The organism is Leisingera sp. NJS201 (assembly GCF_004535885.1).
In the GTDB taxonomy this organism is placed as follows: domain Bacteria; phylum Pseudomonadota; class Alphaproteobacteria; order Rhodobacterales; family Rhodobacteraceae; genus Leisingera.
In genome coordinates this window covers 3697187-3718219 of record NZ_CP038234.1, presented here as the reverse complement: position 1 = coordinate 3718219, position 21033 = coordinate 3697187, and the positions used below count along the sequence as shown (strand labels likewise).

The window sequence follows — 21033 nt, the reverse complement described above, 5'->3', positions numbered from 1 at the left end:
GCGTCTTGATAGTATGCTTGCAGGACGGCAGGGAACTTGTGATGCGGGCTGACTTCGCCGAAGGAAACCTTCACCGGCATCAGGCGAACCTGAAACGCCACCGGACCGCAGCAGAGGCGCTGAAATTCACGGCGGGCGTATCGGTGCCGCAGCTTCTTTGGTGCGATCCCCAGTATAAGTACACGCTGATGGAATTGGCTCCTGGGGATACAGCATTCCAGGCATTGTATCTGGCTGGCTATGGGCTTGGGGACCGCGACCGGCTGTTGCAGCGGATCGGCGCCGCGGTTGCTGCGCTGCACCGCTGCTCGGCGACGGATGAGCAGGTATTCTGGCCGATGCGGCATCTTAAAACCGTGTCACGGACTGCCGGTACCGTTCGTGCAGGAGAGGTGACCGTTGTAAAACCGAAGCGTTTCCTGGGGCTGTGTGCGTATCTGCACCGTGCTGGGCGGCGCGCCAGAGGTGTCAGATACCAGCCCGGCTTTGCCCATGGCGACCTGCATTTCCGGAATGTTCTGGCCTCAGATGATCAGATTTCCTTTATCGATTTTTCCAGCCAGAGGTTTTCTATCGCCGAGCGCGATATCTCCAACCTATGGCTTGCAAATGGCCTGGACCATTTGTCCGGCCTGGACGGAGACGCTGGATTTGGCGGGGTTTCACAAGCAGATTGGGCGGCGTTCGAAGAAGGCTACGGGCGGCATGTTTCCCGTGAACCGCTTTTCCAGTTCTGCTTTGCGCTGCGGCTTTGGGAATCCTGGATCAGGTTCTCGGCATCCGGCCGCGCCGCCGGAAAGAAAGGTCAGAGGCAGCTTGAGCAGGTGGTTAAGGTTCTTGATTTACTTCTGGACCAAGAGCCGGGCTGAGCGGGGCCTGCCCGCTCAGAACAGCCCTTCGGGCGGATCGGCGATAATGCGGCCCCGGGTCTGGTCCACGGTTGGCACCGCTTCCAGAGTGAAGGGCAGCAGCACCGTGGCTTTCAGGCCGGGGCCGTGGATTTCCAGCAGGTCGGCTGCGCCGTGGTTCTGCACCGATTTCACTGTGCCCAGCAGGGTGCCGCCGGTGTCATACACTTCCAGCCCGATCAGGTCGGTGTGATAGAATTCGTCATCCGGCAGCTTTGGCAGCTGGTCGCGGCGGGTAAACAGGCGCAGGCCTCTGACTGCATCGGCCTGCTCTTTGGTTTCAACGCCGCTCAGCCGGGCGGCAAAGCCGTTTTTGACCGTTCGGGTCAGGGTCACCGTAAAACTCCGGCTGCCGTCCTCGCTGGTAAGCGGTGAATAGTCGCTGATTTCTTCGGGAATGGCGCAGAAGCTCTTGAGCCGCACCTCGCCGCGCACGCCGAAAGCGCCGGCCACCGCTCCCACGCAGATCAGGTCGCTCATGGTGTTATTCCTTTGCACAGAACCCAGCGCGCAGCCATTGGCCGCCAGAGTGTTCGCAGAGTTCGCTTTGGTGGTTGCGTTCAAAAAAGATGCCTGCGGTAAATGCCACTGCAACAAAAAACACAAGCCGGATCAACCGTCCCATCGCGGGCCTCAGCGGGTTTCAAGCGGCAGGCTGGCCATCCGGCTTTCCCAGCCGGTTTCTTCCAGCTCCGGCGTGTCCGAGAACCGTTCCGGATAGCCAATGCAGAAATAGCCGATCAGCTGCCAGCCTTCGGGGCGTTCAGGTCGCGGTTCAACTGTTCGGGGTCCAGCACCGAAACCCAGCCCAGGCCCAGTCCTTCGGCCCGAAGAGCAAGCCAGAACAATGTGATAGCGGTGACCACCGAATAGCGGCGCATCTCCGGCATGGTTGCGGCGCCCAGGCCGTGGCCCTGCGCAGTTTCATCGTCGCAGTAGACCGCCAATTGCACCGGGGCGTCGCGCATTCCGGACAGTTTCAGCCCGGCATAACGCTCGGCGCGTTCGCCGGAATACCCTTCCAGGGCTTGCGCATTGGCAGTCTCAAAATTCTTCAGCGCAGCGGCACGGGCAGGGCTGCTGTCCACCCGCAGGATGCGCCAGGGTTCGCTGAGACCCACAGACGGGGCAAGCGGAATGGCAGAGAGGCAGCGCATCAGCACTGCCTCTTCCACCGGATCGCTGCGGAACCGGCGCACGTCGCGCCGGAGCCGCATCAGCAGATCAAGCTGGCTGCGGAACTCTTCGGGAAAAGCGCCCCGCAGCTCCACGGAATTATTCCGCGTCTGCAGTTGCTGCGGAGGCTTCAGCAGCCTTTGCAGCTTTCTCTTCTGCGCGCTCCTGGGCTTTCTTGCCCGGGGCGCCTTTCTTGGGGTTGCTGCGCTCGGTCTTGGCACGGACACCGGCCGCTTCCAGCATGCGGGCGATACGGTCGGTGGGCTGCGCGCCGTGGTCCAGCCAGTGCTGCACGCGTTCCATGTCCATTTTCACGCGCTCTTCGCTGTCTTTCGGCAGCAGCGGGTTGTAGGTGCCCAGCTTCTCGATGAAGCGGCCGTCGCGCGGCATGCGGCTGTCAGCAGCCACGATGCGGTAAAAAGGACGCTTTTTAGAGCCGCCGCGGGCCAAACGGATTTTCATTGCCATGGGTACATCTCCTTTGATGGCGTTGTCCGGGGTTTGCCCCGGTTGTTCCTGTTGTCTGTTATTATTCTTGGTGTTTCTTGTGGTGCCGAATGACTTCACCGATGATGAAGTTCAAAAATGCCTTAGCGAATTCAGGGTCCAGATCGGCCTGTTTTGCCAAGTCTTCAAGCCGCGCGATCTGCGCCGCTTCGCGGGTTGGATCAGACGGCGGAAGGTGGTGTTCAGCCTTGAGCCGCCCCACTGCCTGGGTGTGCTTGAACCGCTCGCCCAGAGTGTAAACGAGGATCGCATCCAGGCGGTCGATGCTTTCGCGGTGGCCCTTCAGCAGCTGGGCTGCGCGGACGGCGGGGTCTTGGGTTTCGGTCGTCATCAGGTCCTCCGCAGGGCAGCAATGCCAGGGCGTGCCGGGACAGCAGCAGGCATATATCCGCTATTCACAGCAAGTAGACCGCCACAGCGCAGCAAATGGGTGTTCTGGTGCAACTCAGTCAAGTGCCCAACCCTCCGGCTTGAACAACGGGTCGGCGTAGTGGCCGATTTCCATTTCGATGCCATGCGCAATCTGGCTGTCCTTCAGGGTGTCCGGCGCAGGGTGGCGGTAGACCGCATCATTGCCGTCGATGGTTGCGGCGCTGTGGTCCTTGGCAGCGCCGAGCCGCTCCGCCAGCCGGATCGAATCGAGATTCTTGGGATCGATATAGCTGACCGCGGTCTCCCAGCCCAGATTTGAATAAAAATGTCCGCGTGCGGCCTGTACCGCCTCCAGCGCATAGCCCTTGCCGGCGGCACCGGGCCAGATGATCCAGGCGATCTCGCGTTCGGGCCAGCCCGCGGGCTGCCAGCCGCCGGCCATGCCGTAAGTCTCGTCCGTGGCCTTGTCATGGATCATCCACATGCCGAAACCGCGCACCTGCCAATGGCCGATCTCAGCCGCATAGAGCATCCAGGCCTCGTAGGTATTCAGCGGACCGCCCATAAAGCGCGAGCGGTAGGAGCTGAAGGTGGCTTTGAAATCGGGGTAGTCCTGCGGTTCGGGGCCACGCAGTACCAGACGGCGGGTTTCGATCACCGGGATGTCAAAGGGCATCAGCGCGCTCCCTTCAGCGGAAGGTCGCGGCCGGGCCGGACTATGATCCCGTAACGGCGCATTAGTGCAGCAGGCCCCGTTCGGCCTGCGCGCCGGACATGCGGGCGGGCGGGACATGGCGCCAGACGCGGATATTGGGCGCGGGCTGCAGGCGGAAGCTGACCGGCTTTTCCGGGCGGGCGCCGACGCGTTGGGCCAGTGCGATGGAGGCGCCGTTTTCCTCGGGCACGTAGGAGACGATGCAGTCCCACCCGGCCTCGGCAAACAGCCAGTCGAGAACACATTGCGCGGCTTCGCTGGCGTAGCCCTTGCCGCGGCCCGTTTCCATCAGGTGCCAGGACAGTTCCGGTTCCGGCCAGCCTTTGGGGAACCAGGGGCCAACCAGGCCCACGGTCCGGCCGGTGCTGCGTTCAACCACGGCAAACAGGCCGTAGCCGTGCAGATGCCAGTGGCCGATGATGGTGGCAATCGACCACCAAAGCGAATCCGGATCTTCTGCCGCATCGATGAAGCGCGCCGCGCCCGTGTCGAGGAAGGCGGCATTGGCGTCGAACTCCGGGTCCGCCGGAGACATCAGCATAAGCCGTTTGGACTTTAGCCGCGGATACGGCGTTTGCACGTCAGTCATCTTGTACCCCTTTGTCCGGGCGGCGGACCGCCCGGCATAAATTTCACCCATCCAATGAGGGAGTATCGGGAGACTGCGTAATTTTCAGTTAAACGGGCTGCATCCCGGGCTGCCGGTGCGGCCTGGTTTGTGCAAATTTGACAGAAGCTCATGCGTAGGCCTCCATCCCGCCGTCGCAAGGCGCCTCGGGGCAGGGTGGCGGTAGACCAGCTCACGCCCGTGTTTCGGGTTGTCGAATTCCGCCTCGAACACCGCGCCAAGCCGTTCGGCCAGCGCCACCGAACGGGTATTGCCCGGGAAGATGTTGGAACTGAGTGCGGGCAGGCCCATCACCTCATAGGCGTGGGTGCGGGCGGCCAGCGCGGCCTCGGCCATGACGCCGCGGCCTTCGCCGGCCGGGAACGCCACCCAGCCCAGTTCCGGTTCCGGCCAGCCTTCGGGCTGCCAGATGCCGGTGATGCCAAGCGCCTCGCCGGTTTCCTTGCAGGTTATGGTCCAGAAGCCGAAACCGCGCATTGCCCAGTGGCCCACCGACATGGTGAACCAGCGCCAGGCTTCGTTGCGGTCGAGCGGGCCGCCAAACCCCCAGGAGCGTGCTTCATCGGCGAAGAACTCTGCCACCGGCCCGAAATCCGCCGCCTCCGGTCCGCGCAGGACCAGGCGTTCGGTTTCAAGCTGAGGGATGGCGGGGAGCTGCATAGGTTACTTCTTCTTGCCGAAACCGCTGAGGCCCGCGGGCAGGCCCATGCCGCCGCCAAGACCGGGCAGGCCGCCGGGCAGGCCGCCTTTGCCGCCCATTGCCTTGGCCGCGGCTTCCAGCGCTTTGGGGTCCATCTGGCTGGGATCCATGCCGCCCATATCCGGCATGCCGCCCTTGCCGAACATGCCCTTCATGGCCTGTTTCAGCATCTTGCCTTTGCCCATCTTGCCCATCTTCTTCATCACATCGGCCATCTGCCGGTGCATCTTCAGAAGCTTGTTGAGGTCGGAGACCTCCATGCCGGAACCGGCCGCGATGCGTTTCTTGCGGCTGGCCTGCAGCAGCGCGGGGTTGGCACGCTCTTTCTTGGTCATCGACTGGATCATGGCGATCTGACGTTTCAGCACCTTGTCGTCCATGCCGGCATCCTGCACCTGCTTGGCCATTTTGCCCATGCCGGGCATCATCTGCATCATGCCCTCCATGCCGCCCATCTGGAGCATCTGTTCAAGCTGCATCTTCAGGTCGTTCATGTTGAACTGACCCTTCATCATGCGCTTCATCATCTTTTCGGCCTGTTCGGCCTCGATGGTTTCCTGGGCCTTTTCGACCAGCGCCACGATGTCGCCCATGCCCAGGATGCGGCCGGCGATCCGGTCTGCCTCAAAGGTTTCCAGGGCGTCCATCTTCTCGCCCAGGCCGACAAAGCGGATCGGCTTGCCGGTGACGGCGCGCATCGACAGCGCCGCACCGCCGCGGCCGTCGCCGTCCATCCGGGTGAGCACTACGCCGGAGATGCCGATCTTGGCATCAAATTCCTCGGCCACCTCGACGGCGACCTGGCCGGTCAGGCCATCGACCACCAAGAGGGTCTCGCGCGGGGAGACTACGTTCCGGACGTCCTCGACCTCCTGCATCAGCACTTCGTCGATGTGCAGGCGGCCGGCGGTGTCCAGCATGTAAACGTCATAGCCGCCCAGCGTCGCCTGCTGCTTGGCGCGTTTGGCGATATCGACGGGTTTCTGGCCGGGTACGATCGGCAAAGTGTCGACGCCGATCTGGGTGCCGAGGACGGCCAGCTGGTCCATCGCCGCCGGGCGGTAGACGTCGAGCGAGGCCATCAGGACCTTCTTGCCCTCTTTGTCCTTCAGCCTTTTTGCCAGTTTGCCGGTGGTGGTGGTCTTACCCGAGCCTTGCAGGCCGACCATCAGGACCGGGGCGGGCGGGTTGTCGACCTTAAGCTTGCCGGGGTCTTCGTCACCGCGCAGCACGTCGACCAGCGCGTCATGGACGATTTTGACCACTTGCTGGCCGGGGGTCACCGATTTGGTGACGGACTGGCCGGTGGCCTGCTCCTGCACCTTTTTAACGAAGTCGCGGGCCACCGGCAGCGAGACATCAGCCTCCAGCAGGGCGACGCGGACTTCGCGCAGGGCGGACTTGACGTCCTCTTCATTGAGGGCGCCCTGTTTGGTCAGCCGGTCAAAGACGCCGGAAAGGCGTTCGGATAGATTTTCAAACATGCCTTGCGGCCTCCTGTGCCGGTTTCCAGTTGTAGCGCCCCCGTATGTAGGAGACATGCGATCCATGCGCAAATGCCCCAAGCTCCTCGTGTCAGTCGTGGGGCAAACCAAACGGGTTTGCCCCACGGGCGTAACACGCTGGTGGGGGGCGATCCCTGGCACGGGCAGGGACCGGAAGACTCAGTGCTTCCGGACGTTGGAGCAGGCGTTACGCCGATTGACCGTCAGAGTCAACTGTTGCAAGGGGGGCTGCAGGCAGCCATGCGTTGATCGCATCGGCCAGCTGCAGCGGGCCGCGGCCATTGGTAAAGGCTTCAACCACCGGGTGGCGGCCGGCGCTCATGCCGCCGTCCAGTACCAGCACCGGGCGGTAAAGCGTGCGGGTGCGGCCCTCGCTGCGGCTGGTGGTGCTTTCCACCTCGGCGTGGGACAGGTCGGCGAGCCGGTGTTCGGCCTCGCTGTAGCCGAACACCGACTGGCGCCGGATCACGATACTGCCGCCGGAGCGGTCGAGGATCACCTGCACCCGGCGCACAAAGAGGCAGAAGGCGGCAAAGCCCATACCGCCGCCCGCGAGGGCAAAGAAGATGCCGAACCAGAGGTTCGCGCCGCCGGTGCTGGCCGCGCCAAGACCTGCGCCAACAAAGACCAGGATAAACAGGGTAAGGGCGATGCCGATGAACCAAGGGTTATCGGCCAGGATCAGCTGTTCAGGCGTGTTGCGGGTGATTTTCATGGTGTAAGCTTACCCTGGGGAAAGCGGTCCTTCAGGGGAAAATGGCGGACTTTGCGTCAAATTCGTGTACGGGGCGCCGCCGCTACGCCCTCTGCGCGCTTGACTCGGGGCGGGGCGCTTGGCCAACATCAAAAACGGCCCTCTGCTGTCCATTCACCGGCACGGGGCGCTCAGAAGAGCACCGAGGCAGATCTTTGACACAGGTAAGCTGCACGCCCTTGGCGGCTGCGGTCCTAGGCGGGCATTCGCATCAGCCAAGGGAGGATCTAAGAACATGCGCGTTTTCACTATTCTGGGACCGTCGCAGTCCGGCAAATCAACGCTGGCCACGGCGCTGGCCAATCTGGACAGCGCTGCCGGCAAGCGGCAGGAGGTTGCAGGCGTTGCCGCTTTGCAGCCTTTTTCATTCATGGGCGAGGACTGGGCCGCAATCGACATCGCGGGCGGGGCCGACAATCTGGCGCAGGCGGGGCCTGCACTGGCGGCCAGCGACGCGGCCGTCCTTTGCGTGCCGGCTGATGCCGGGGCTGCGGTGCTAAGCGCGCCGTATCTGCGCAAGCTGGAGGAGGCGGGCATCCCCGCCTTTCTTTTTGTCAACCGCATGGACCAGGCAGCGGACCGGGTGGCAGAGATCGTTGCCGCGCTTCAGGCCTATTGCAGCCACAACATCATTCTGCGGCAGGTGCCGATCCGCGAGGATGGCCAGGTTGTGGGCGCTGTGGATCTGATTTCCGAACGCGCCTGGCAGTATCAGGAGGGTAAGCCTTCGGCGCTGATTGAGCTGCCGGTGGCAATGTATGCGCGCGAGCAGGAGGCCCGCACCGAGCTGCTGGAAGCGCTGGCGGATTTTGACGACACGCTGCTGGAAGAGTTGATCGAGGATCAGAAGGTGATGCCGGAAGAGGTCTATGATGTGGCGACCAAGGTGCTGCAGCATAACGACCTGGTTCCGGCACTGATGGGGTCGGCTGAGCATAAGAATGGCATCCTGCGGCTGATGAAGTCCTTGCGGCACGAGGCGCCGGATGTGGGCGTCGCACTGGAGCGGCTGTCGCAGGACGGCGCGGTGGTGGCCGTCGGCTGCATGGCGGATCTGGTCAAACATCTTGGCAAGACGGTGATGGTACGCGCGCTGGACATAGGCATGGGCAATGGCGCCCCTGTCGGCGGCGCGGCACTGGGGTCGCTGACAGGGATCGGCGGCGCCGTGAACAACGCGTTTCAGGCAGGAGACATTGGGCAGGCGGTTAAATCGGATCATTTGAACCTGGGTTTTGCCTATGGGCCGGAAGGGGCGGCGCCGTTGCCGGATTGGGCGCAGCCGCGGCCTTCGACATTCCGGCGGGTGATCACTCCGTTGAATGAGCGCGACGATGCGCGGCTGTCGGGCGCGCTGGAACGGCTGGCGGAGATCGACCCGGCGCTGGTGGTGGGGCAGGATGAGGCCAGCGGCCATCTGCTGCTGAACCTGCAGGGGCCGCTGCACATGCGACGCATCAAGCAGGCTTTGAAAGACGAGTTCGGCGTCGAGGTGGAGGAGGGGCAGGTGCCTCCGGCGCTGCGCGAGACCATCAGCAAGAGCGTGCAGATCCAATACCGACACCGCAAGCAGTCCGGCGGCGCGGGTCAGTTTGCCGATGTGGTGATCAAGGTGAAGCCGTTGCCGCGCGGCAGCGGCTTTGTGTTCGAGGAAACAGTGAAGGGCGGCGCGGTGCCCAAGAACTACATCCCCTCGGTCGAGGCCGGCGCGCGCGAAGCGCTGGCGCAGGGGCTTAACGGCCATCCGGTAGTGGATGTCTGCGTGACGCTGAAGGACGGCAAGCATCACTCGGTCGACAGTTCCGACTATGCCTTCCGCACCGCGGGCAAGAACGCGGTTCGGGAGGCGCTGTCTGAGGCCGGCGCGGTGCTGCTGCAGCCGATCATGCGGGTGCATATCCATGTGCCGTCCGTCTTCACCGGCGGGCTGGTGCCGGTGGTGAGCGGCATGAAGGGGCAGATTCTGGGGTTCGAGGCTGAGGACGGCGTGGCCGGCTGGGACGTGTTCGAAACCCTGCTGCCAATGTCGGCGCAGGATAATCTGTGCAACACGCTGGCCAGTGCCACCCGCGGTACCGGCTGGTTCAGCACTGATTTCGACCACTATGAAGAGGCGCGGCGGGCGGATTTCGCCGAGGCCTAGGTCCAGGCTGGCGCAAATCGGGGTGCAGGGGGCGGAACACCTCTTGCGTCCCGCTGCTGTTTTGCGTGATTTGCTCTGCAATTCGACACTGATTTCGCGGAGCACGCCATGGACGCCTCATCAACCTATCAGGACAGCCTGCCTGTCTCTTCGGACGCGCTGCTGAAGCAGCTGGACGACTGGGGCATTGCCTATCAGCTGCACACCCATGTGCCGCTACGCACGGTGGAGGATGCCAAGGGCGTCGAGGAGCAGTTCATGGTGCCGGGCGAAAACGCTCTGCGGCTGAAGAACCTGTATCTGCGCGACAAGAAGAAGCGGAACTATCTGGTGACGCTGCAGCAGGACCGCGAAATCGACCTGAAAGCGCTGGGCGCGGAACTGGGCGCAGGCAACCTGTCCTTTGGTTCCGCTGACAGGTTGCTGGAGAACCTCGGCATCCGCCCTGGCGCGGTCAGCCCGCTGGCGATGATCACCGGCGCAAAGAAAGGCGTCACCTTCTATATGGACGCCGCTGCACAGGAAGCGGATGTGATCTATATGCACCCGCTGGTCAATGACCGCACGGTGGCGATGAAACGTGCCGATGTGATGGCATTCTTTGAAAAGACAGGCTGCGAGGTCAGCTGGGTCTAACCGGCCCGCTCCTCCTCCAGCGCAAGATCCAGCGCGGCGGCAACATGGGCGGCAGAGGGGTTCACGAACAGGAAGCCGCCGGTCTCGAAACTGACGTCGTCGATGTGGTCAGGGAAGGCCAGCGGCAGTTCGGTGCAGGCCAGCAGAATGGCGGTGCCGGGCCGGGCGTGTTTGGCGCAAAACCGCAGCAGACGGCTCTGTGCGCCACTGGCCGCGCCGCCATGGAAATCCTCGTCGATCATGGCCTGCATTCCGATGATATCTTCCTCTGGCAAAGGGTCATTGGCGCTGACCCCGTGTTCGGCGAGTACGCTGGCATAGTTGCGGGCCTGCATGGTGACAGCGGTGCCCAAGACCAGCGCATGGGTCGCGCCGATGGCGGCGGTGGCTTTGGCAGTGGTGTCAAAGATGCTGAGGATGGGCATCATTACCCCGTCGCGTATCGCATGCAGTCGCGCGTGCGGAGTGTTGGAGGCGATTAAGGCAAAATCACAGCCCGCGCGTTCCAGGGTCAGCATGGCCTCTCGAAAGACGGCGTCGAAAGCGGCCCAGCTGGCCTCATCACCGGGGCGGCCGCGCAGAGCGCGGGTCTGGGCTTGAACAACGGATTCGATGGCAATGGGCGGTACCGGTAGCGGCGATGTGGCGCCGCGCTCCGCGAAGAACCGTCCAGCGCCCTCGCAGATGGCGCGGTAGTAATCGACGGTGGAGGCCCAGCCGACGCCGCCGAGAATGCCGATTTTCTTCATTGAGTTGCCTGCCCTTTAAACGCTGATGCTGGCAGATTGGCACGGCAGCGGAGGGGTGCCAAACTTAAAAGACCGCCAGCCCTCCCGATGGAGAGCTGGCGGCCGTGCGGATGTGCAGAGGATCAGGCCGCCAGGGCTTCGATCTGGGATTTTGCCTTGGCCAGGGCGCTGTCAGCGCCGGCCATCAGGGCGTCGGCGGCCACGATCTCAACCTCGGTGATGCCGATGAAGCCCAGCACGTGGCGCAGATAGGTGGTCGCAAAGTCGATGTCAGAGCCCGCCTGAGTACCGCCGGAGGCCACTGCGATGATGGCGCGCTTGCCTTCCAGCAGGCCGACGGGACCGGTTTCCTCGTAGCGGAAGGTGACGCCCACGCGGGCCACCAGGTCAATCCAGGCCTTGAGTGTGGACGGCACCGAGAAGTTGTAGATCGGCGTGCCGATCACGATGGTATCGGCCTGTTTCAGTTCCTCCACCAGCGAGTCGGAAAGGGCAAGCTGCTGCTTTTGTTCATCGCTGCGCTGGTTTGCCGGGGTGAAGTTGGCCCCGATCCAGGCGCCGTCCAGCAGCGGCAGCGGTGCAGCCAGATCGCGGCGGATCACATGGGAGGCGCCAAGGCGGCTGGTTATCTGCGCCGAAAGATCGCGGGAAACGGAGCCATCGATGCGGGCGGAGGAGTCGATATGGAGGATGGTACGGGCCATTACTGTATTCCTGTGCTTGTTGCTGGCAGGAATTTGGGTTATTGCATTTTCGAACGCAATGCCGCTCAAATCACATGAATTGTGCGTTTTTGTGGGAGATGCTATTCCGCTGGCAAGGAGGCCGCCATGGATAATTGGGACGAAGTCCGCACCGCCTATCAAGTGGCCCGCATGGGCACGGTCAGCGGTGCCGCCGAGGTGCTGGGCGTGCATCACGCGACGGTGATCCGGCATATTGATGCGATCGAGGCGCGGCTGGGCGTTAAACTTTTTCAGCGCCACGCCCGCGGCTATACCCCGACGGAATCCGGTCAGGACTTGCTGCGGGTGGCGCAGGCGACCGATGACCAGTTCAGCCAGCTGGTCGGGCGGCTGAAAGGGCAGGGCGACGATGTGTCGGGGGAACTGGTTGTGACCTCGCTGGCGTCCTTTGCGCCGATGATGGTGCCGGCGTTGAAATTGTTTCAGGATATGCATCCGGGGCTGATCATCCGCTACCTGACCGGCGACCGCCTGTTCCGGCTGGAGTATGGCGAGGCGCATGTGGCGATCCGCGCGGGCAATGCACCGGATCAGCCCGACAATGTGGTGCAGCCCTTTATGAAACAGCAGATCGGGCTTTATGCCTCCACGGCTTATGCCGAAGAATACGGAATGCTGAAGGGTGTCGAGGATATTCCCAATCACCGGTTTGTCGGTCAGGACGATGAGAGCAGCAGGGCGCCGTTTTCGCGCTGGTTGCGGGCCAATGCGCCGGTTGAGGCCATCGCCTTTCGCTGTACCGATGGCTTTACGCTGAAGTCAGCGGTCCGCAGCGGTGCCGGGATTGGCTTTATGGCGGCCTGGGAGGCGCGGCGGCAACCGGATCTGGTAGAGATGATGCCGCCGCAGGAGGACTGGGAAGGCGCATTGTGGCTGGTGACCCATGTGGATCTGCACCGGACCACTAAGGTGCAGGCGTTCCTGACGTTCCTCAAGGAACAGGTAAAGGACTGGCAGCTGTGAGCGAGGCACTGCGCGGGCATCTGGCGATGCTGTTGTTTTCGGCCCTGGTGGCGGGGTCTTTCTCGCTGGGTGTCATGGTCGCCAACGAGATTGCACCAGCGGCCTTGAATGCGGCGCGGTTTGGTATTGCCGCTGTGGTGATCGGTGTCGCGGCGCTGGCCACCACCGGGCTGCAACGGGCGCATTTCCGGGCGCCGTGGCGGTTTGCGGTGCTGGGCGGGCTGTTCGGCGGCTATTTCGTGCTGATGTTCTACGGGCTGCAGACGGCGGCGCCGGTCAGCGCAGCGGCAGTTTTCACGCTGGTGCCGGTGATGAGCGCCGTGTTCGGCTGGCTGCTGCTGCGGCAGATCACAACCTGCTGGATGGCACTGGCGCTGGCGATTGGCGCGGCAGGCGCGGTCTGGGTGATCGTGCGTGGTGATCCGGGCGCCTTGGCTGCCTTTGAGATCGGCCAGGGCGAGGTCATCTATTTCTGGGGCTGCGTGCTGCACGCGATCTATACGCCGATGGTGCGCAAGCTGAACCGGGGTGAGCCGGCGGTGGTGTTCACCTTCGGGATGCTGCTGGCGGGCGGCGCGTTGCTGGCGGTATTCGGCTGGCAGGACATTCTGGCCACCAATTGGTCCCAGCTGCCCGGTATCGTCTGGATCGGTCTGTTCTATCTGGCGGTCTGTGCCAGCTCTGCCACCTTTGTGCTGCTGCAATATGCGGCGATGCGGCTGCCCTCGGCCAAGGTGATGGCCTATACTTATCTCACCCCCAGCTGGGTGATCCTGTGGGAGATCGCGCTGGGCCGCGGCGCGCCGCCGGGCCTGGTGCTGATCGGGGTGGCGATGTCGGTGGTGGCGCTGGCGATGCTGCTGGAAGGCGCGCGGTCGCGGGTCCCGGCCTGAACGCAACGGGCCTGAACGCAGTGGGCCTGACCGCCGGCGGGCCTTCGCCGCCGCTTGCGGCAGGTCAACGCAATTCCCTTGTTTTCCGCTATACTGGTCCTGAGGGACTCTTCGGATAGAGGAGGGAGAAATGTTCAAGCATATCATGGTGCCCGTTGATCTGCACATGCCCGCAACGGTCAAGAAAGCCCTGGATGTGGCAGCGGACTTTGCCAAAAATCACAGCTCGCGCGTAACGCTGGTGCATGTGACGGATCAGCAGGTCAAGCGCGGGCATACGGTCGGGCCGTCAGGTGACGAGCTGGCAGACCTGGCAAACAAGATGGCGGCGCAGACCGGTGCAAGGGTGGAGGGGCTGCCGGTCTATTCTGTGGATGTCGGATCAGAGATCGACTCCATTCTGCCCCGGACCGCCAAGGAGCTGGAGGTGGATCTGGTTGTGATGGGCACCCATATGCCGGGGATCCTGGATTATGTGTTTTCGTCCCACGCCAGCCATCTGGTGCTGCATTCCGAAACCTCGGTATTTGTGGTGCGCTAGAGGTCCGGCTGCGCGTCCTCTGACAGATGCTCGGCCTCCAGAAAGCGTTCAAAGGCATCCAGATTGACCGGCTCGAACTGGCCGAAGCCCTGCATCCAGACAGAGGCTGCGCGCATGGCATCCGGTTGCAGCTTGCACCATTTGACCCGGCCATGCTTTTCCTGCGCGATCAGGCCTGCGCGGGTCAGGATAACCAAGTGTTTTGAAATTGCTGCCAGCGACATCTCAAACGGTTCCGCCACATCGGTCACCGCCATATCGTCCTCCAGCAGCATGGTGAGGATCGCCCGGCGGGTGGGGTCGGCCAAGGCCGCAAAGACAGTGTCAAGAGGTTCGCTCATGCCTGATACTCCTACCCATCGTCCGGCAGTTTGACAATCTGTCCTGAACCGTCATGGTGGCGCCTTTCAAGCGCACGGGGATTGATGGCATGGCATTGAAATACTGGCTGGTGATATTCATTCTCGGCATCGGCTGGGGCATGTCGTTCATGTTCAACGCCATTCTGCTGCGCGAATTGGGGCCGTTGTCGGTGTCGATGGGGCGGGTCGGATTTGGCGCGCTGGGCTGCTGGATCTATGTGCTGGCGGCACGCAAGCGGGTGCCGGCAGAGCCTGGGCGCTGGCTGGCGCTGTTTGGCTTTGGAGTGCTCAGCTATGCCGGGCCGTTTGCCTTTTACGCCTTGGGCCAGCAGCATATCGCCAGCGGTGTTGCTGGTATCGTCAATGCGACCACGCCGGCGCTGGCGGTGGTTGTCTCCCATTTCTGGCCCGGCGGCGAGCGCGCAACCGGGTTGAAGTCTCTAGGGGTGGTCTGCGGGTTCCTTGGTATCGTGCTGCTGTCGCTGCCTCTGCTGGATAGCGGCCGGTCGTCGGAGATCTGGGCGGTGCTGATCACCCTGTGCGCGCCGCTGTGCTATGCCTTTTCGGTCAACATCGCGCGACGCTTTAAGGATATGCAGCCGGTGGTGCTGGTGGCCATTGCGCTGACCGGGGCCACCGCGGCGATTGCGCCGCTGGCAATCTGGAGCGAAGGCCTGCCGCATGTGACGCGGATTGAGACCTGGGCCTCCTTGTTCATCATCGGTTTTGTGCTGACCTCAGCCGCTTTCATCGCCTTTTACTGGGTGCTGCCCAAGGTGGGGCCAACCAACATTACCCTGCCAACGCTGATCGCGCCGGTTTCGGCGCTGTTCCTTGGAACCTACATCCTGAAGGAGCAGCTGCTGGCAGAGCACCTGTGGGGCATGGCAGCGATCCTGCTGGGATTGTTGCTGATCGACGGGCGGATTGTGCGCTGGCGGATGGCAAAACCGCCCATTCGCTAAAATCAACCTTTTGGTTGAATATAGAAACTGGGGTGGATTGGCGCCAACGGCTGCTGCGGCAGAGCGGCGCGGTTTTTCGAGAGATCAAATTGTCACTTATAAATCAGTGACTTGGTGACGTATTGAATCTTCTTCCCTTGTAATTGACTCCTAAGCCCCATGGCCTTAGCAACCTCATAGAAATCGCGTGAGGATGGCGCCCGTGACCGACGACGACCAAAAGCAGCGCATGGCGCAGCTGGAGGAAAAGCTCGCGGCGGCGCGTAAGGCACAGCAGCCCAAGCCGCGCGCGGATGAGCACTATTCCATGGCCAATCAGGCTTGGCGGATGGTGATTGAATTGGTGGCCGGTCTCGGGATCGGCTTTGGCATCGGATACGGGCTGGACCTTCTGTTTGGAACCCTGCCCATCTTCATGGTGCTGTTTGTAATGCTGGGCCTTGCGGCTGGAGTGAAGACAATGCTTCGCACCGCGCAGGAGATCCAGGAACAGAAACTGGCCGATGAGGCCAAGAAAAATGCGCAAGACCGGGACTGATCCGACGGGATCAAACGCCGGCGACAGGAGAAGCGGACCGATGGGCAAAATTTTCTTTTACGCAGCGCTGGCGCTGGTGCTGGTATCCGGCCTGATTTTCGCCCCGGCGGAGTCAAAACTGGCAATCCACCCGATGGACCAGTTCAACGTGGCAGCGCTGTTTGGCGATCACATCTCCTGGTACACCCCGACCAACGTGACCCTGTGGATGGCGCTGGCTGTTGCCGCGGTGTTTGCGCTGCTGGTCATGGGCTCATCGCGCCGCGCCATCGTGCCTGGCCGCGCCCAGTCGGTCGCGGAACTGGCTTACGGCTTCATCTACAAGATGGTCGAGGACGTGGCAGGCAAGGACGGCGTCAAGTTCTTCCCCTACATCATGACCCTGTTCATGTTCATCGTGATGGCCAACTTCCTGGGCCTGATCCCCGGCTCGTTCACCACCACCTCGCACATCGCGGTGACCGCGGTTCTGGCGGCGCTGGTGTTCTTCACTGTGACCATCGTAGGTTTCGTCAAGAACGGCGCTGGTTTCCTGGGCCTGTTCTGGGTGTCGAGCGCGCCGCTGGCGCTGCGCCCGATCCTGGCCATCATCGAACTGATTTCCTACTTCGTGCGCCCTGTCAGCCACAGCATTCGTCTGGCAGGCAACGTAATGGCGGGCCACGCGGTTCTGAAAGTGTTCGCAGGCTTTGCCGCAGCACTGGGCATGTTCAGCTTCCTGCCGATCTTTGCCATCACCGCGGTTTACGCACTCGAAGTTCTGGTGGCCTTCATTCAGGCCTACGTCTTTACCATCCTGACCTGCGTGTATCTGAAGGATGCGCTGCACCCGAGCCACTAAGGCCAGGATCGACAAGTTTACCGGGTGAGCCTGGCGGTTCACCCAGACCCTAAATCACCACATTCCATCGTAAGGAGAATACTCATGGAAGGCGATATCGCACAACTCGGTCAGTTCATCGGCGCAGGCCTGGCAGCAATCGGTTCCGGCGCAGCCGCAATCGGTGTGGGCCACGTTGCCGGCAACTTCCTGGCAGGCGCTCTGCGCAACCCGTCGGCAGCCGCCGGCCAGACCGCAACCCTGTTCATCGGCATCGCATTTGCAGAAGCACTGGGCATCTTCTCGTTCCTGGTTGCGCTGCTGCTGATGTTCGCCGTCTAAGACCTCAGGAACCTATTTCCTTACGGCCGGGCAGTGCGGCCTAAATCCGCACTGCCCGGTGTAACGGCAAGTTCCCAAGGAGGACGACATGGCATCTAATACGCAAGACGCAGCACACGGCGCCGCAGACGCAGCGCACGGGTCTGCTCCGGGTATGCCGCAGCTGGACTTCTCGACCTTCGGGAACCAGATCTTCTGGCTCGCGGTCGCTCTGGTCGTGATCTACCTCATCCTGTCGCGCGTCGCGCTGCCCCGCATTGCGGCTGTGCTGGCCGAGCGTCAGGGGACCATCACCAACGACCTCGCCGCGGCTGAAGACCTGAAAGCCAAGGCAGTCGAGGCCGAAAACGCATATAACAAAGCTCTGGCGGATGCCCGTGCCGAATCTCAGCGCATAGTTGCTGAGACACGTGTGGAAATTCAGGCCGGGCTGGACGAGGCAATTGCCAAAGCAGACGAACAGATCGCTGCCAAGGCCGCCGAGTCCGAAAAGGCAATCGCCGAAATCAAGGCCGGTGCGCTGGAAAGCGTGAAGGCTGTTGCCACCGATACCGCAGAGGCGCTGGTGACGGCGCTGGGCGGTTCGGCAGACGCAGACGCAATTGCCGCGGCAGTTGCCGAGCGGACGAAAGGATAAGGACATGCGCAATATTCTCGCCCTTGCCCTGATCTTCGGTGCAGCTTCGCCTGCCTTTGCTGCCGGCGGCGGCCTGGACCTGTCCAATACCAATCTGGTTGTGGGTCTCGGCTTTGTACTGTTCGTTGGCATTCTGCTGTTTGCCAAAGTGCCATCGCTGCTCGCAGGCCAGCTGGATAACCGTGCGGAAGGTATCCAGAAGGAACTGAACGAAGCCCGCGCGCTGCGTGAAGAGGCCCAGACCGTTCTGGCGTCCTATGAGCGTAAGCAGCAGGAAGTTCAGGCCCAGGCTGATCAGATCGTTGCTGCCGCCCGTGACGAAGCTGCCCGCGCAGCGGAACAGGCAAAAGCGGATCTGCAAACCTCCATAGCCCGCCGTCTGGCGGCTGCCGAGGAGCAGATCGCTTCGGCGGAAGCCTCGGCTGTGAAGGAAGTGCGCGACCAGGCGATCACAATCGCTGTTGCTGCTGCGGATCAGGTGATCTCCAAGCAGATGACCGCCGCCGAGGCCAACAAGCTGATCGACGCCGCCATCGCGGATGTGGACGCCAAGCTGCACTAAGCTGGGCACCACTGCTGAAATCAAAGAACCCGGCCCAAGCGGCCGGGTTTTTTTGTGCAAATTTGGGAGGGGATGATGTGAACCCATTCCGCAAATCCGCGCGCCGCCGCAGATTGCCCGTGCCGTCCACTTTACCCGTCGCGTCCAGGTTCGTTTGGATCGTTTGAGAACAGTGCGATCTTGTTGCCTTGAGGATCGCGCAGGTACCCCACATAGAAGTGAGGCCCGTAAGAGGCACGAAAGCCGGGCTGGCCCTCGTCCGACCCGCCCGCAGAAAGCGCGGCGGAGTGAAGGTTGCGAACCTGTTGTTGATTGCACGCTTCAAAGGCGACCATAGACCCGTTGCCAGCCGAGGCGGGGCGCCCGTCGAAAGTTGGTTTAACGTAGAAGTCAGGCAGAATCGGAGACTGACCGGACCCAACAGGCAGTGCGTAACTAAGGCCCTCAGACCCCTCTTCCAGTTTGTATCCAAGGGCTGGCAGGAACGCAGAATAAAACAGTTTCGCGCACGCGATATCATCCGCTCCGACTGTGATATAGGCTATCATTTTTCGTCTTTCTTTCCGGCCTCCAAAGCCGGCACTGGTTTGACAGTGGCACAATTCGGTTTGCCCCGAATTCTGTTCACGGTTTCAGCCTCACCCCTTGCCGATCTCATGCTCCAGCCGCTGCTTTGCCACTTCGGCGTTGCGCTCGGCGCGCTGGTGGTCGGTGAGGGCCTGTTTCACATAGTCCAGATGCGCCTCCACCGCGGAACGGGCGGCTTGCGGGTCGCGGGTCTGCAGGGCGGCGTTGATGGCGCGGTGCTGCTCCAGCAGCGCTTCATAGGTGGTGTGCTGCTGGAACATGATCCGGCGGTTGTAGAACACGCCCTCGCGCAGCAGATCGAACATCGAGCGCATCATGTGCAGCATGATGACGTTGTGGCTGGCGTCCATGATGGCGGAGTGGAACTGGGCGTCGAGCTGGGCCGCTTCTTCAGAAATGGCGGGATTGCCGGCCGCCTCCATCTTGTCAAAGATCGCCTGGATCACCTGCAGGTCATAGTCCGACCCGAACCGGGCTGCGCGTTCTGCGGCCAGCCCCTCCATGTCGCGGCGGAAGGAGAGGTAGTCAAACACGGCTTCGTCATGGGTGGCGAACAACTGGATCAGTGCCGGCGAAAAAGCAGATCCCAGAACATCCCCCACAAACACGCCGGAGCCTGCCTTGGAGGCAAGCAGCCCGCGCGCCTGCAACTCGCCGATGGCATCACGCAGGGAGGGGCGGGAGACCCCAAGCCTCTCCGCCAGCTCCCGTTCGGCGGGCAGCCGTTCACCAGGTGAGAGGATGCCGCGCAGGATCAGCTGCTCTATCTGCTTAACGACGGAGGCGGAGAGTTTTTCGGGCTGAACTTTCTGAAATGGCATGCTGAGGCTCATCTGAATTGGTCAAATCATATGACCACGGGGAGGAGGGGCTGCAAGGGCAGGCAGGGATCACGAAGGCTGTAACATTAGGTCAGTATTGTTGACATTATTTCACGCTCTCCTACCGTGGCACCAGATCCCAAGCCAGGAGAGCCAGGATGCAGTTCGACCAGAGCTTTGCCAGCCGGAACACGCGGATGAAGGCGTCGGAAATCCGCGAACTGCTGAAGCTCTTGGACCAGCCGGATATCATCTCATTTGCCGGCGGTATCCCGGACCCGGCACTGTTTCCGGCGGATGAATTTGCCGATGCATTCAAGAATGCGCTGACACCGGAACGGCAGGCCATGGCACTGCAGTATTCAGTGAGCGAGGGATATCTGCCGCTGCGTGACTGGATTGTTGAGGTGATGGCGAAGATCGGTATCGCCTGTGATGCGAACAATGTGCTGATCACCTCCGGCTCCCAGCAGGCGTTGGATTATCTGGGCAAGCTGTTCCTGTCGCCGGGGGATACTGCACTGGTCGGCTGGCCGACCTATCTGGGCGCGCTGGCAGCGTTCAACGCCTATGAGCCACGTTATGACCGGCTGTCTTTGAAGGGCAACCGAACGGCGGAAAGTTATGCCGAGGATGCAGCGGACGCGGGCAGCGCGGTGAAATTCGCCTATCTGTCGCCGGATTTTGCCAATCCAACCGGAGAGACCCTGGACCTCGCCGGGCGGCTGCGGCTGCTGGAACTGGCTGACAGTCTGGAGTGTGCCGTCATCGAAGATGCGGCTTACCAGTCGCTGCGCTATGATGGGGAAGTGGTGCCGCCGGTTCTGGCGCTGGAGCTGGAACGGAAGGGCTCGATTGAGGACTGCCGGACGATTTATTGCGGTTCGTTCAGCAAGACCCTTTCGCCGGGTTTGCGGATCGGCTGGGCGGTGGCAGCCAAGCCGGTGATCACGCAAATGGTGCTGCTTAAGCAGGCGGCGGACCTGCATAGTTCGACAATCAACCAGATGGCAGTCCATGGCGTTGCCGAGGCCCGTTTCGATGTGCATGTGGCGCAGCTGCACGCGGTCTACCAACGCCGCCGGGACGTCATGCTGGCGGCGCTGGCGGAGCACATGCCGGAGGGTGTCAGCTGGACCCGGCCTGAGGGCGGCATGTTCGTGTGGATGACCCTGCCGGACCGCATGGATGGGGCGCAGTTGCTGGCCCGTTCTTTGGAGACGGAGAGGGTGGCCTTTGTCCCGGGGCAGGCATTTTTCGCCGATGGCAGCGGCCAGAACACGATCCGGTTGAGCTTTTCCAACTCTAACCATACGGCGATTGAGGACGGGATTGCCCGGTTGGGCCGGCTGCTGGGCTATGTCTAAGGCCGGATTGCCACCGGCTTGGCAAAAGATCGCCGGGTTGTGCGGGTTATCCACAAGATATGGTGTAGTTTGAGGCAGGTTCGCCCCGATTTGGG

The 21033-nt window shown here is 62.2% G+C and carries 26 protein-coding genes and 1 pseudogene; 13 read left to right on the top strand and 14 right to left on the bottom strand.

The window, feature by feature from the left end; translation table 11 throughout:
- The first annotated feature begins 41 nt into the window (after positions 1–41).
- A complete protein-coding gene (locus ETW23_RS18370) occupies positions 42–869 on the top strand; it encodes a phosphotransferase (protein ID WP_167738149.1) in 828 nt (275 codons plus the stop codon).
- Between the two features lie 15 nt (positions 870–884).
- On the opposite strand, the gene rimM is transcribed toward ETW23_RS18370, so the two are convergent.
- The 9 genes and pseudogenes from rimM to ETW23_RS18325 form a co-directional block, all read right to left on the bottom strand.
- Complete coding sequence (gene rimM / locus ETW23_RS18365) at positions 885–1388, bottom strand: ribosome maturation factor RimM (protein ID WP_134830853.1); 504 nt, start codon at positions 1386–1388, stop codon at positions 885–887.
- A gap of 153 nt (positions 1389–1541) precedes the next feature.
- Positions 1542–2125: pseudogene (gene bluB / locus ETW23_RS18360) on the bottom strand (5,6-dimethylbenzimidazole synthase).
- A gap of 58 nt (positions 2126–2183) precedes the next feature.
- A complete protein-coding gene (gene rpsP, locus ETW23_RS18355) occupies positions 2184–2552 on the bottom strand; it encodes a 30S ribosomal protein S16 (protein WP_129369283.1) in 369 nt (122 codons plus the stop codon).
- Between the two features lie 61 nt (positions 2553–2613).
- Positions 2614–2922: a chorismate mutase gene (locus ETW23_RS18350; RefSeq protein WP_134830852.1), complete on the bottom strand. Its 309-nt coding sequence runs from the start codon at positions 2920–2922 to the stop codon at positions 2614–2616.
- Between the two features lie 114 nt (positions 2923–3036).
- Entirely contained in the window at positions 3037–3639 is a 603-nt protein-coding gene (locus tag ETW23_RS18345; protein ID WP_129369285.1) for a GNAT family N-acetyltransferase, read from the bottom strand.
- Between the two features lie 61 nt (positions 3640–3700).
- Positions 3701–4267, bottom strand: a complete 567-nt coding sequence (locus ETW23_RS18340; RefSeq protein ID WP_247676847.1) for a GNAT family N-acetyltransferase — start codon at positions 4265–4267, stop codon at positions 3701–3703.
- An 84-nt stretch (positions 4268–4351) separates the two neighbouring features.
- Positions 4352–4966 carry a GNAT family N-acetyltransferase gene (locus tag ETW23_RS18335; RefSeq protein WP_134830851.1) on the bottom strand — a complete coding sequence of 205 codons (615 nt, stop codon included), beginning with the start codon at positions 4964–4966 and terminating at the stop codon, positions 4352–4354.
- A gap of 3 nt (positions 4967–4969) precedes the next feature.
- Positions 4970–6490, bottom strand: a complete 1521-nt coding sequence (ffh, locus tag ETW23_RS18330; RefSeq protein WP_129369287.1) for a signal recognition particle protein — start codon at positions 6488–6490, stop codon at positions 4970–4972.
- A 208-nt stretch (positions 6491–6698) separates the two neighbouring features.
- The gene (locus ETW23_RS18325; RefSeq protein ID WP_134830850.1) at positions 6699–7226 is read right to left on the bottom strand and encodes a hypothetical protein; all 528 of its coding nucleotides are present in this window, start codon (positions 7224–7226) and stop codon (positions 6699–6701) included.
- Between the two features lie 274 nt (positions 7227–7500).
- Between ETW23_RS18325 and ETW23_RS18320 the strand changes: the two genes are divergently transcribed.
- Complete coding sequence (locus ETW23_RS18320; RefSeq protein ID WP_134830849.1) at positions 7501–9408, top strand: elongation factor G; 1908 nt, start codon at positions 7501–7503, stop codon at positions 9406–9408.
- Positions 9409–9516: 108 nt separating this feature from the next.
- Entirely contained in the window at positions 9517–10044 is a 528-nt protein-coding gene (locus tag ETW23_RS18315; RefSeq protein WP_134830848.1) for a prolyl-tRNA synthetase associated domain-containing protein, read from the top strand.
- Here ETW23_RS18315 and ETW23_RS18310 read toward each other — a convergent pair.
- Both ETW23_RS18310 and ETW23_RS18305 read right to left on the bottom strand, forming a co-directional pair.
- Complete coding sequence (locus ETW23_RS18310) at positions 10041–10793, bottom strand: aspartate/glutamate racemase family protein (protein ID WP_134830847.1); 753 nt, start codon at positions 10791–10793, stop codon at positions 10041–10043. The two genes, ETW23_RS18315 and ETW23_RS18310, sit on opposite strands and share 4 nt — an antisense overlap.
- Positions 10794–10915: 122 nt before the next feature.
- Positions 10916–11497, bottom strand: coding sequence for an FMN-dependent NADH-azoreductase (locus tag ETW23_RS18305; RefSeq protein ID WP_129369292.1), 582 nt, complete (start codon positions 11495–11497; stop codon positions 10916–10918).
- A 126-nt stretch (positions 11498–11623) separates the two neighbouring features.
- On the opposite strand from ETW23_RS18305, the gene ETW23_RS18300 reads away from it, so the two are divergent.
- From ETW23_RS18300 to ETW23_RS18290, 3 genes are all read left to right on the top strand, one after another.
- Positions 11624–12502, top strand: coding sequence for a LysR family transcriptional regulator (locus ETW23_RS18300; RefSeq protein WP_134830846.1), 879 nt, complete (start codon positions 11624–11626; stop codon positions 12500–12502).
- Positions 12499–13395 carry a DMT family transporter gene (locus tag ETW23_RS18295; protein ID WP_134830845.1) on the top strand — a complete coding sequence of 299 codons (897 nt, stop codon included), beginning with the start codon at positions 12499–12501 and terminating at the stop codon, positions 13393–13395. Before ETW23_RS18300 ends, ETW23_RS18295 begins: the two co-directional genes overlap by 4 nt.
- A gap of 130 nt (positions 13396–13525) precedes the next feature.
- Positions 13526–13936, top strand: a complete 411-nt coding sequence (locus ETW23_RS18290; RefSeq protein ID WP_134830844.1) for a universal stress protein — start codon at positions 13526–13528, stop codon at positions 13934–13936.
- Here ETW23_RS18290 and ETW23_RS18285 read toward each other — a convergent pair.
- The gene (locus tag ETW23_RS18285) at positions 13933–14277 is read right to left on the bottom strand and encodes a helix-turn-helix transcriptional regulator (RefSeq protein ID WP_134830843.1); all 345 of its coding nucleotides are present in this window, start codon (positions 14275–14277) and stop codon (positions 13933–13935) included. The genes ETW23_RS18290 and ETW23_RS18285 overlap by 4 nt on opposite strands.
- A gap of 89 nt (positions 14278–14366) precedes the next feature.
- Between ETW23_RS18285 and ETW23_RS18280 the strand changes: the two genes are divergently transcribed.
- The 6 genes from ETW23_RS18280 (at position 14367) to ETW23_RS18255 (ending at position 18162) form a co-directional block, all read left to right on the top strand.
- Positions 14367–15263, top strand: a complete 897-nt coding sequence (locus tag ETW23_RS18280) for a DMT family transporter (protein ID WP_129372792.1) — start codon at positions 14367–14369, stop codon at positions 15261–15263.
- 202 nt (positions 15264–15465) lie between these two features.
- Positions 15466–15801, top strand: coding sequence for an AtpZ/AtpI family protein (locus ETW23_RS18275; protein WP_129369297.1), 336 nt, complete (start codon positions 15466–15468; stop codon positions 15799–15801).
- A 40-nt stretch (positions 15802–15841) separates the two neighbouring features.
- Positions 15842–16642: a F0F1 ATP synthase subunit A gene (locus ETW23_RS18270; protein WP_129369298.1), complete on the top strand. Its 801-nt coding sequence runs from the start codon at positions 15842–15844 to the stop codon at positions 16640–16642.
- Between the two features lie 84 nt (positions 16643–16726).
- Positions 16727–16963 carry a F0F1 ATP synthase subunit C gene (locus tag ETW23_RS18265; RefSeq protein ID WP_008205040.1) on the top strand — a complete coding sequence of 79 codons (237 nt, stop codon included), beginning with the start codon at positions 16727–16729 and terminating at the stop codon, positions 16961–16963.
- A gap of 88 nt (positions 16964–17051) precedes the next feature.
- Positions 17052–17600: a F0F1 ATP synthase subunit B' gene (locus tag ETW23_RS18260; protein WP_129369299.1), complete on the top strand. Its 549-nt coding sequence runs from the start codon at positions 17052–17054 to the stop codon at positions 17598–17600.
- Positions 17601–17604: 4 nt separating this feature from the next.
- On the top strand, positions 17605–18162 hold the full coding sequence (locus ETW23_RS18255; RefSeq protein ID WP_134830842.1) for a F0F1 ATP synthase subunit B: 558 nt from the start codon (positions 17605–17607) through the stop codon (positions 18160–18162).
- A gap of 131 nt (positions 18163–18293) precedes the next feature.
- Here ETW23_RS18255 and ETW23_RS18250 read toward each other — a convergent pair whose 3' ends face one another.
- Both ETW23_RS18250 and ETW23_RS18245 read right to left on the bottom strand, forming a co-directional pair.
- Positions 18294–18710 carry a VOC family protein gene (locus tag ETW23_RS18250; protein ID WP_129369301.1) on the bottom strand — a complete coding sequence of 139 codons (417 nt, stop codon included), beginning with the start codon at positions 18708–18710 and terminating at the stop codon, positions 18294–18296.
- Between the two features lie 90 nt (positions 18711–18800).
- Positions 18801–19571, bottom strand: coding sequence for a FadR/GntR family transcriptional regulator (locus tag ETW23_RS18245; RefSeq protein WP_134830841.1), 771 nt, complete (start codon positions 19569–19571; stop codon positions 18801–18803).
- Between the two features lie 158 nt (positions 19572–19729).
- Here ETW23_RS18245 and ETW23_RS18240 point away from each other — a divergent pair, with 158 nt between their 5' ends.
- Entirely contained in the window at positions 19730–20938 is a 1209-nt protein-coding gene (locus ETW23_RS18240; RefSeq protein WP_134830840.1) for a PLP-dependent aminotransferase family protein, read from the top strand.
- The last annotated feature ends 95 nt before the right edge of the window (positions 20939–21033 follow it).

Bases quoted from the DNA above. Each gene is read 5' to 3' on its own strand.
- ETW23_RS18370 (WP_167738149.1), top strand. From the start codon at position 42: ATGCGGGCTGACTTCGCCGAAGGAAACCTTCACCGGCATCAGGCGAAC.
- rimM (WP_134830853.1), bottom strand. From the start codon at position 1,388: ATGAGCGACCTGATCTGCGTGGGAGCGGTGGCCGGCGCTTTCGGCGTG.
- rpsP (WP_129369283.1), bottom strand. From the start codon at position 2,552: ATGGCAATGAAAATCCGTTTGGCCCGCGGCGGCTCTAAAAAGCGTCCT.
- ETW23_RS18350 (WP_134830852.1), bottom strand. From the start codon at position 2,922: ATGACGACCGAAACCCAAGACCCCGCCGTCCGCGCAGCCCAGCTGCTG.
- ETW23_RS18345 (WP_129369285.1), bottom strand. From the start codon at position 3,639: ATGCCCTTTGACATCCCGGTGATCGAAACCCGCCGTCTGGTACTGCGT.
- ETW23_RS18340 (WP_247676847.1), bottom strand. From the start codon at position 4,267: ATGACTGACGTGCAAACGCCGTATCCGCGGCTAAAGTCCAAACGGCTT.
- ETW23_RS18335 (WP_134830851.1), bottom strand. From the start codon at position 4,966: ATGCAGCTCCCCGCCATCCCTCAGCTTGAAACCGAACGCCTGGTCCTG.
- ffh (WP_129369287.1), bottom strand. From the start codon at position 6,490: ATGTTTGAAAATCTATCCGAACGCCTTTCCGGCGTCTTTGACCGGCTG.
- ETW23_RS18325 (WP_134830850.1), bottom strand. From the start codon at position 7,226: ATGAAAATCACCCGCAACACGCCTGAACAGCTGATCCTGGCCGATAAC.
- ETW23_RS18320 (WP_134830849.1), top strand. From the start codon at position 7,501: ATGCGCGTTTTCACTATTCTGGGACCGTCGCAGTCCGGCAAATCAACG.
- ETW23_RS18315 (WP_134830848.1), top strand. From the start codon at position 9,517: ATGGACGCCTCATCAACCTATCAGGACAGCCTGCCTGTCTCTTCGGAC.
- ETW23_RS18310 (WP_134830847.1), bottom strand. From the start codon at position 10,793: ATGAAGAAAATCGGCATTCTCGGCGGCGTCGGCTGGGCCTCCACCGTC.
- ETW23_RS18305 (WP_129369292.1), bottom strand. From the start codon at position 11,497: ATGGCCCGTACCATCCTCCATATCGACTCCTCCGCCCGCATCGATGGC.
- ETW23_RS18300 (WP_134830846.1), top strand. From the start codon at position 11,624: ATGGATAATTGGGACGAAGTCCGCACCGCCTATCAAGTGGCCCGCATG.
- ETW23_RS18290 (WP_134830844.1), top strand. From the start codon at position 13,526: ATGTTCAAGCATATCATGGTGCCCGTTGATCTGCACATGCCCGCAACG.
- ETW23_RS18285 (WP_134830843.1), bottom strand. From the start codon at position 14,277: ATGAGCGAACCTCTTGACACTGTCTTTGCGGCCTTGGCCGACCCCACC.
- ETW23_RS18280 (WP_129372792.1), top strand. From the start codon at position 14,367: ATGGCATTGAAATACTGGCTGGTGATATTCATTCTCGGCATCGGCTGG.
- ETW23_RS18270 (WP_129369298.1), top strand. From the start codon at position 15,842: ATGGGCAAAATTTTCTTTTACGCAGCGCTGGCGCTGGTGCTGGTATCC.
- ETW23_RS18265 (WP_008205040.1), top strand. From the start codon at position 16,727: ATGGAAGGCGATATCGCACAACTCGGTCAGTTCATCGGCGCAGGCCTG.
- ETW23_RS18260 (WP_129369299.1), top strand. From the start codon at position 17,052: ATGGCATCTAATACGCAAGACGCAGCACACGGCGCCGCAGACGCAGCG.
- ETW23_RS18255 (WP_134830842.1), top strand. From the start codon at position 17,605: ATGCGCAATATTCTCGCCCTTGCCCTGATCTTCGGTGCAGCTTCGCCT.
- ETW23_RS18250 (WP_129369301.1), bottom strand. From the start codon at position 18,710: ATGATAGCCTATATCACAGTCGGAGCGGATGATATCGCGTGCGCGAAA.
- ETW23_RS18245 (WP_134830841.1), bottom strand. From the start codon at position 19,571: ATGCCATTTCAGAAAGTTCAGCCCGAAAAACTCTCCGCCTCCGTCGTT.
- ETW23_RS18240 (WP_134830840.1), top strand. From the start codon at position 19,730: ATGCAGTTCGACCAGAGCTTTGCCAGCCGGAACACGCGGATGAAGGCG.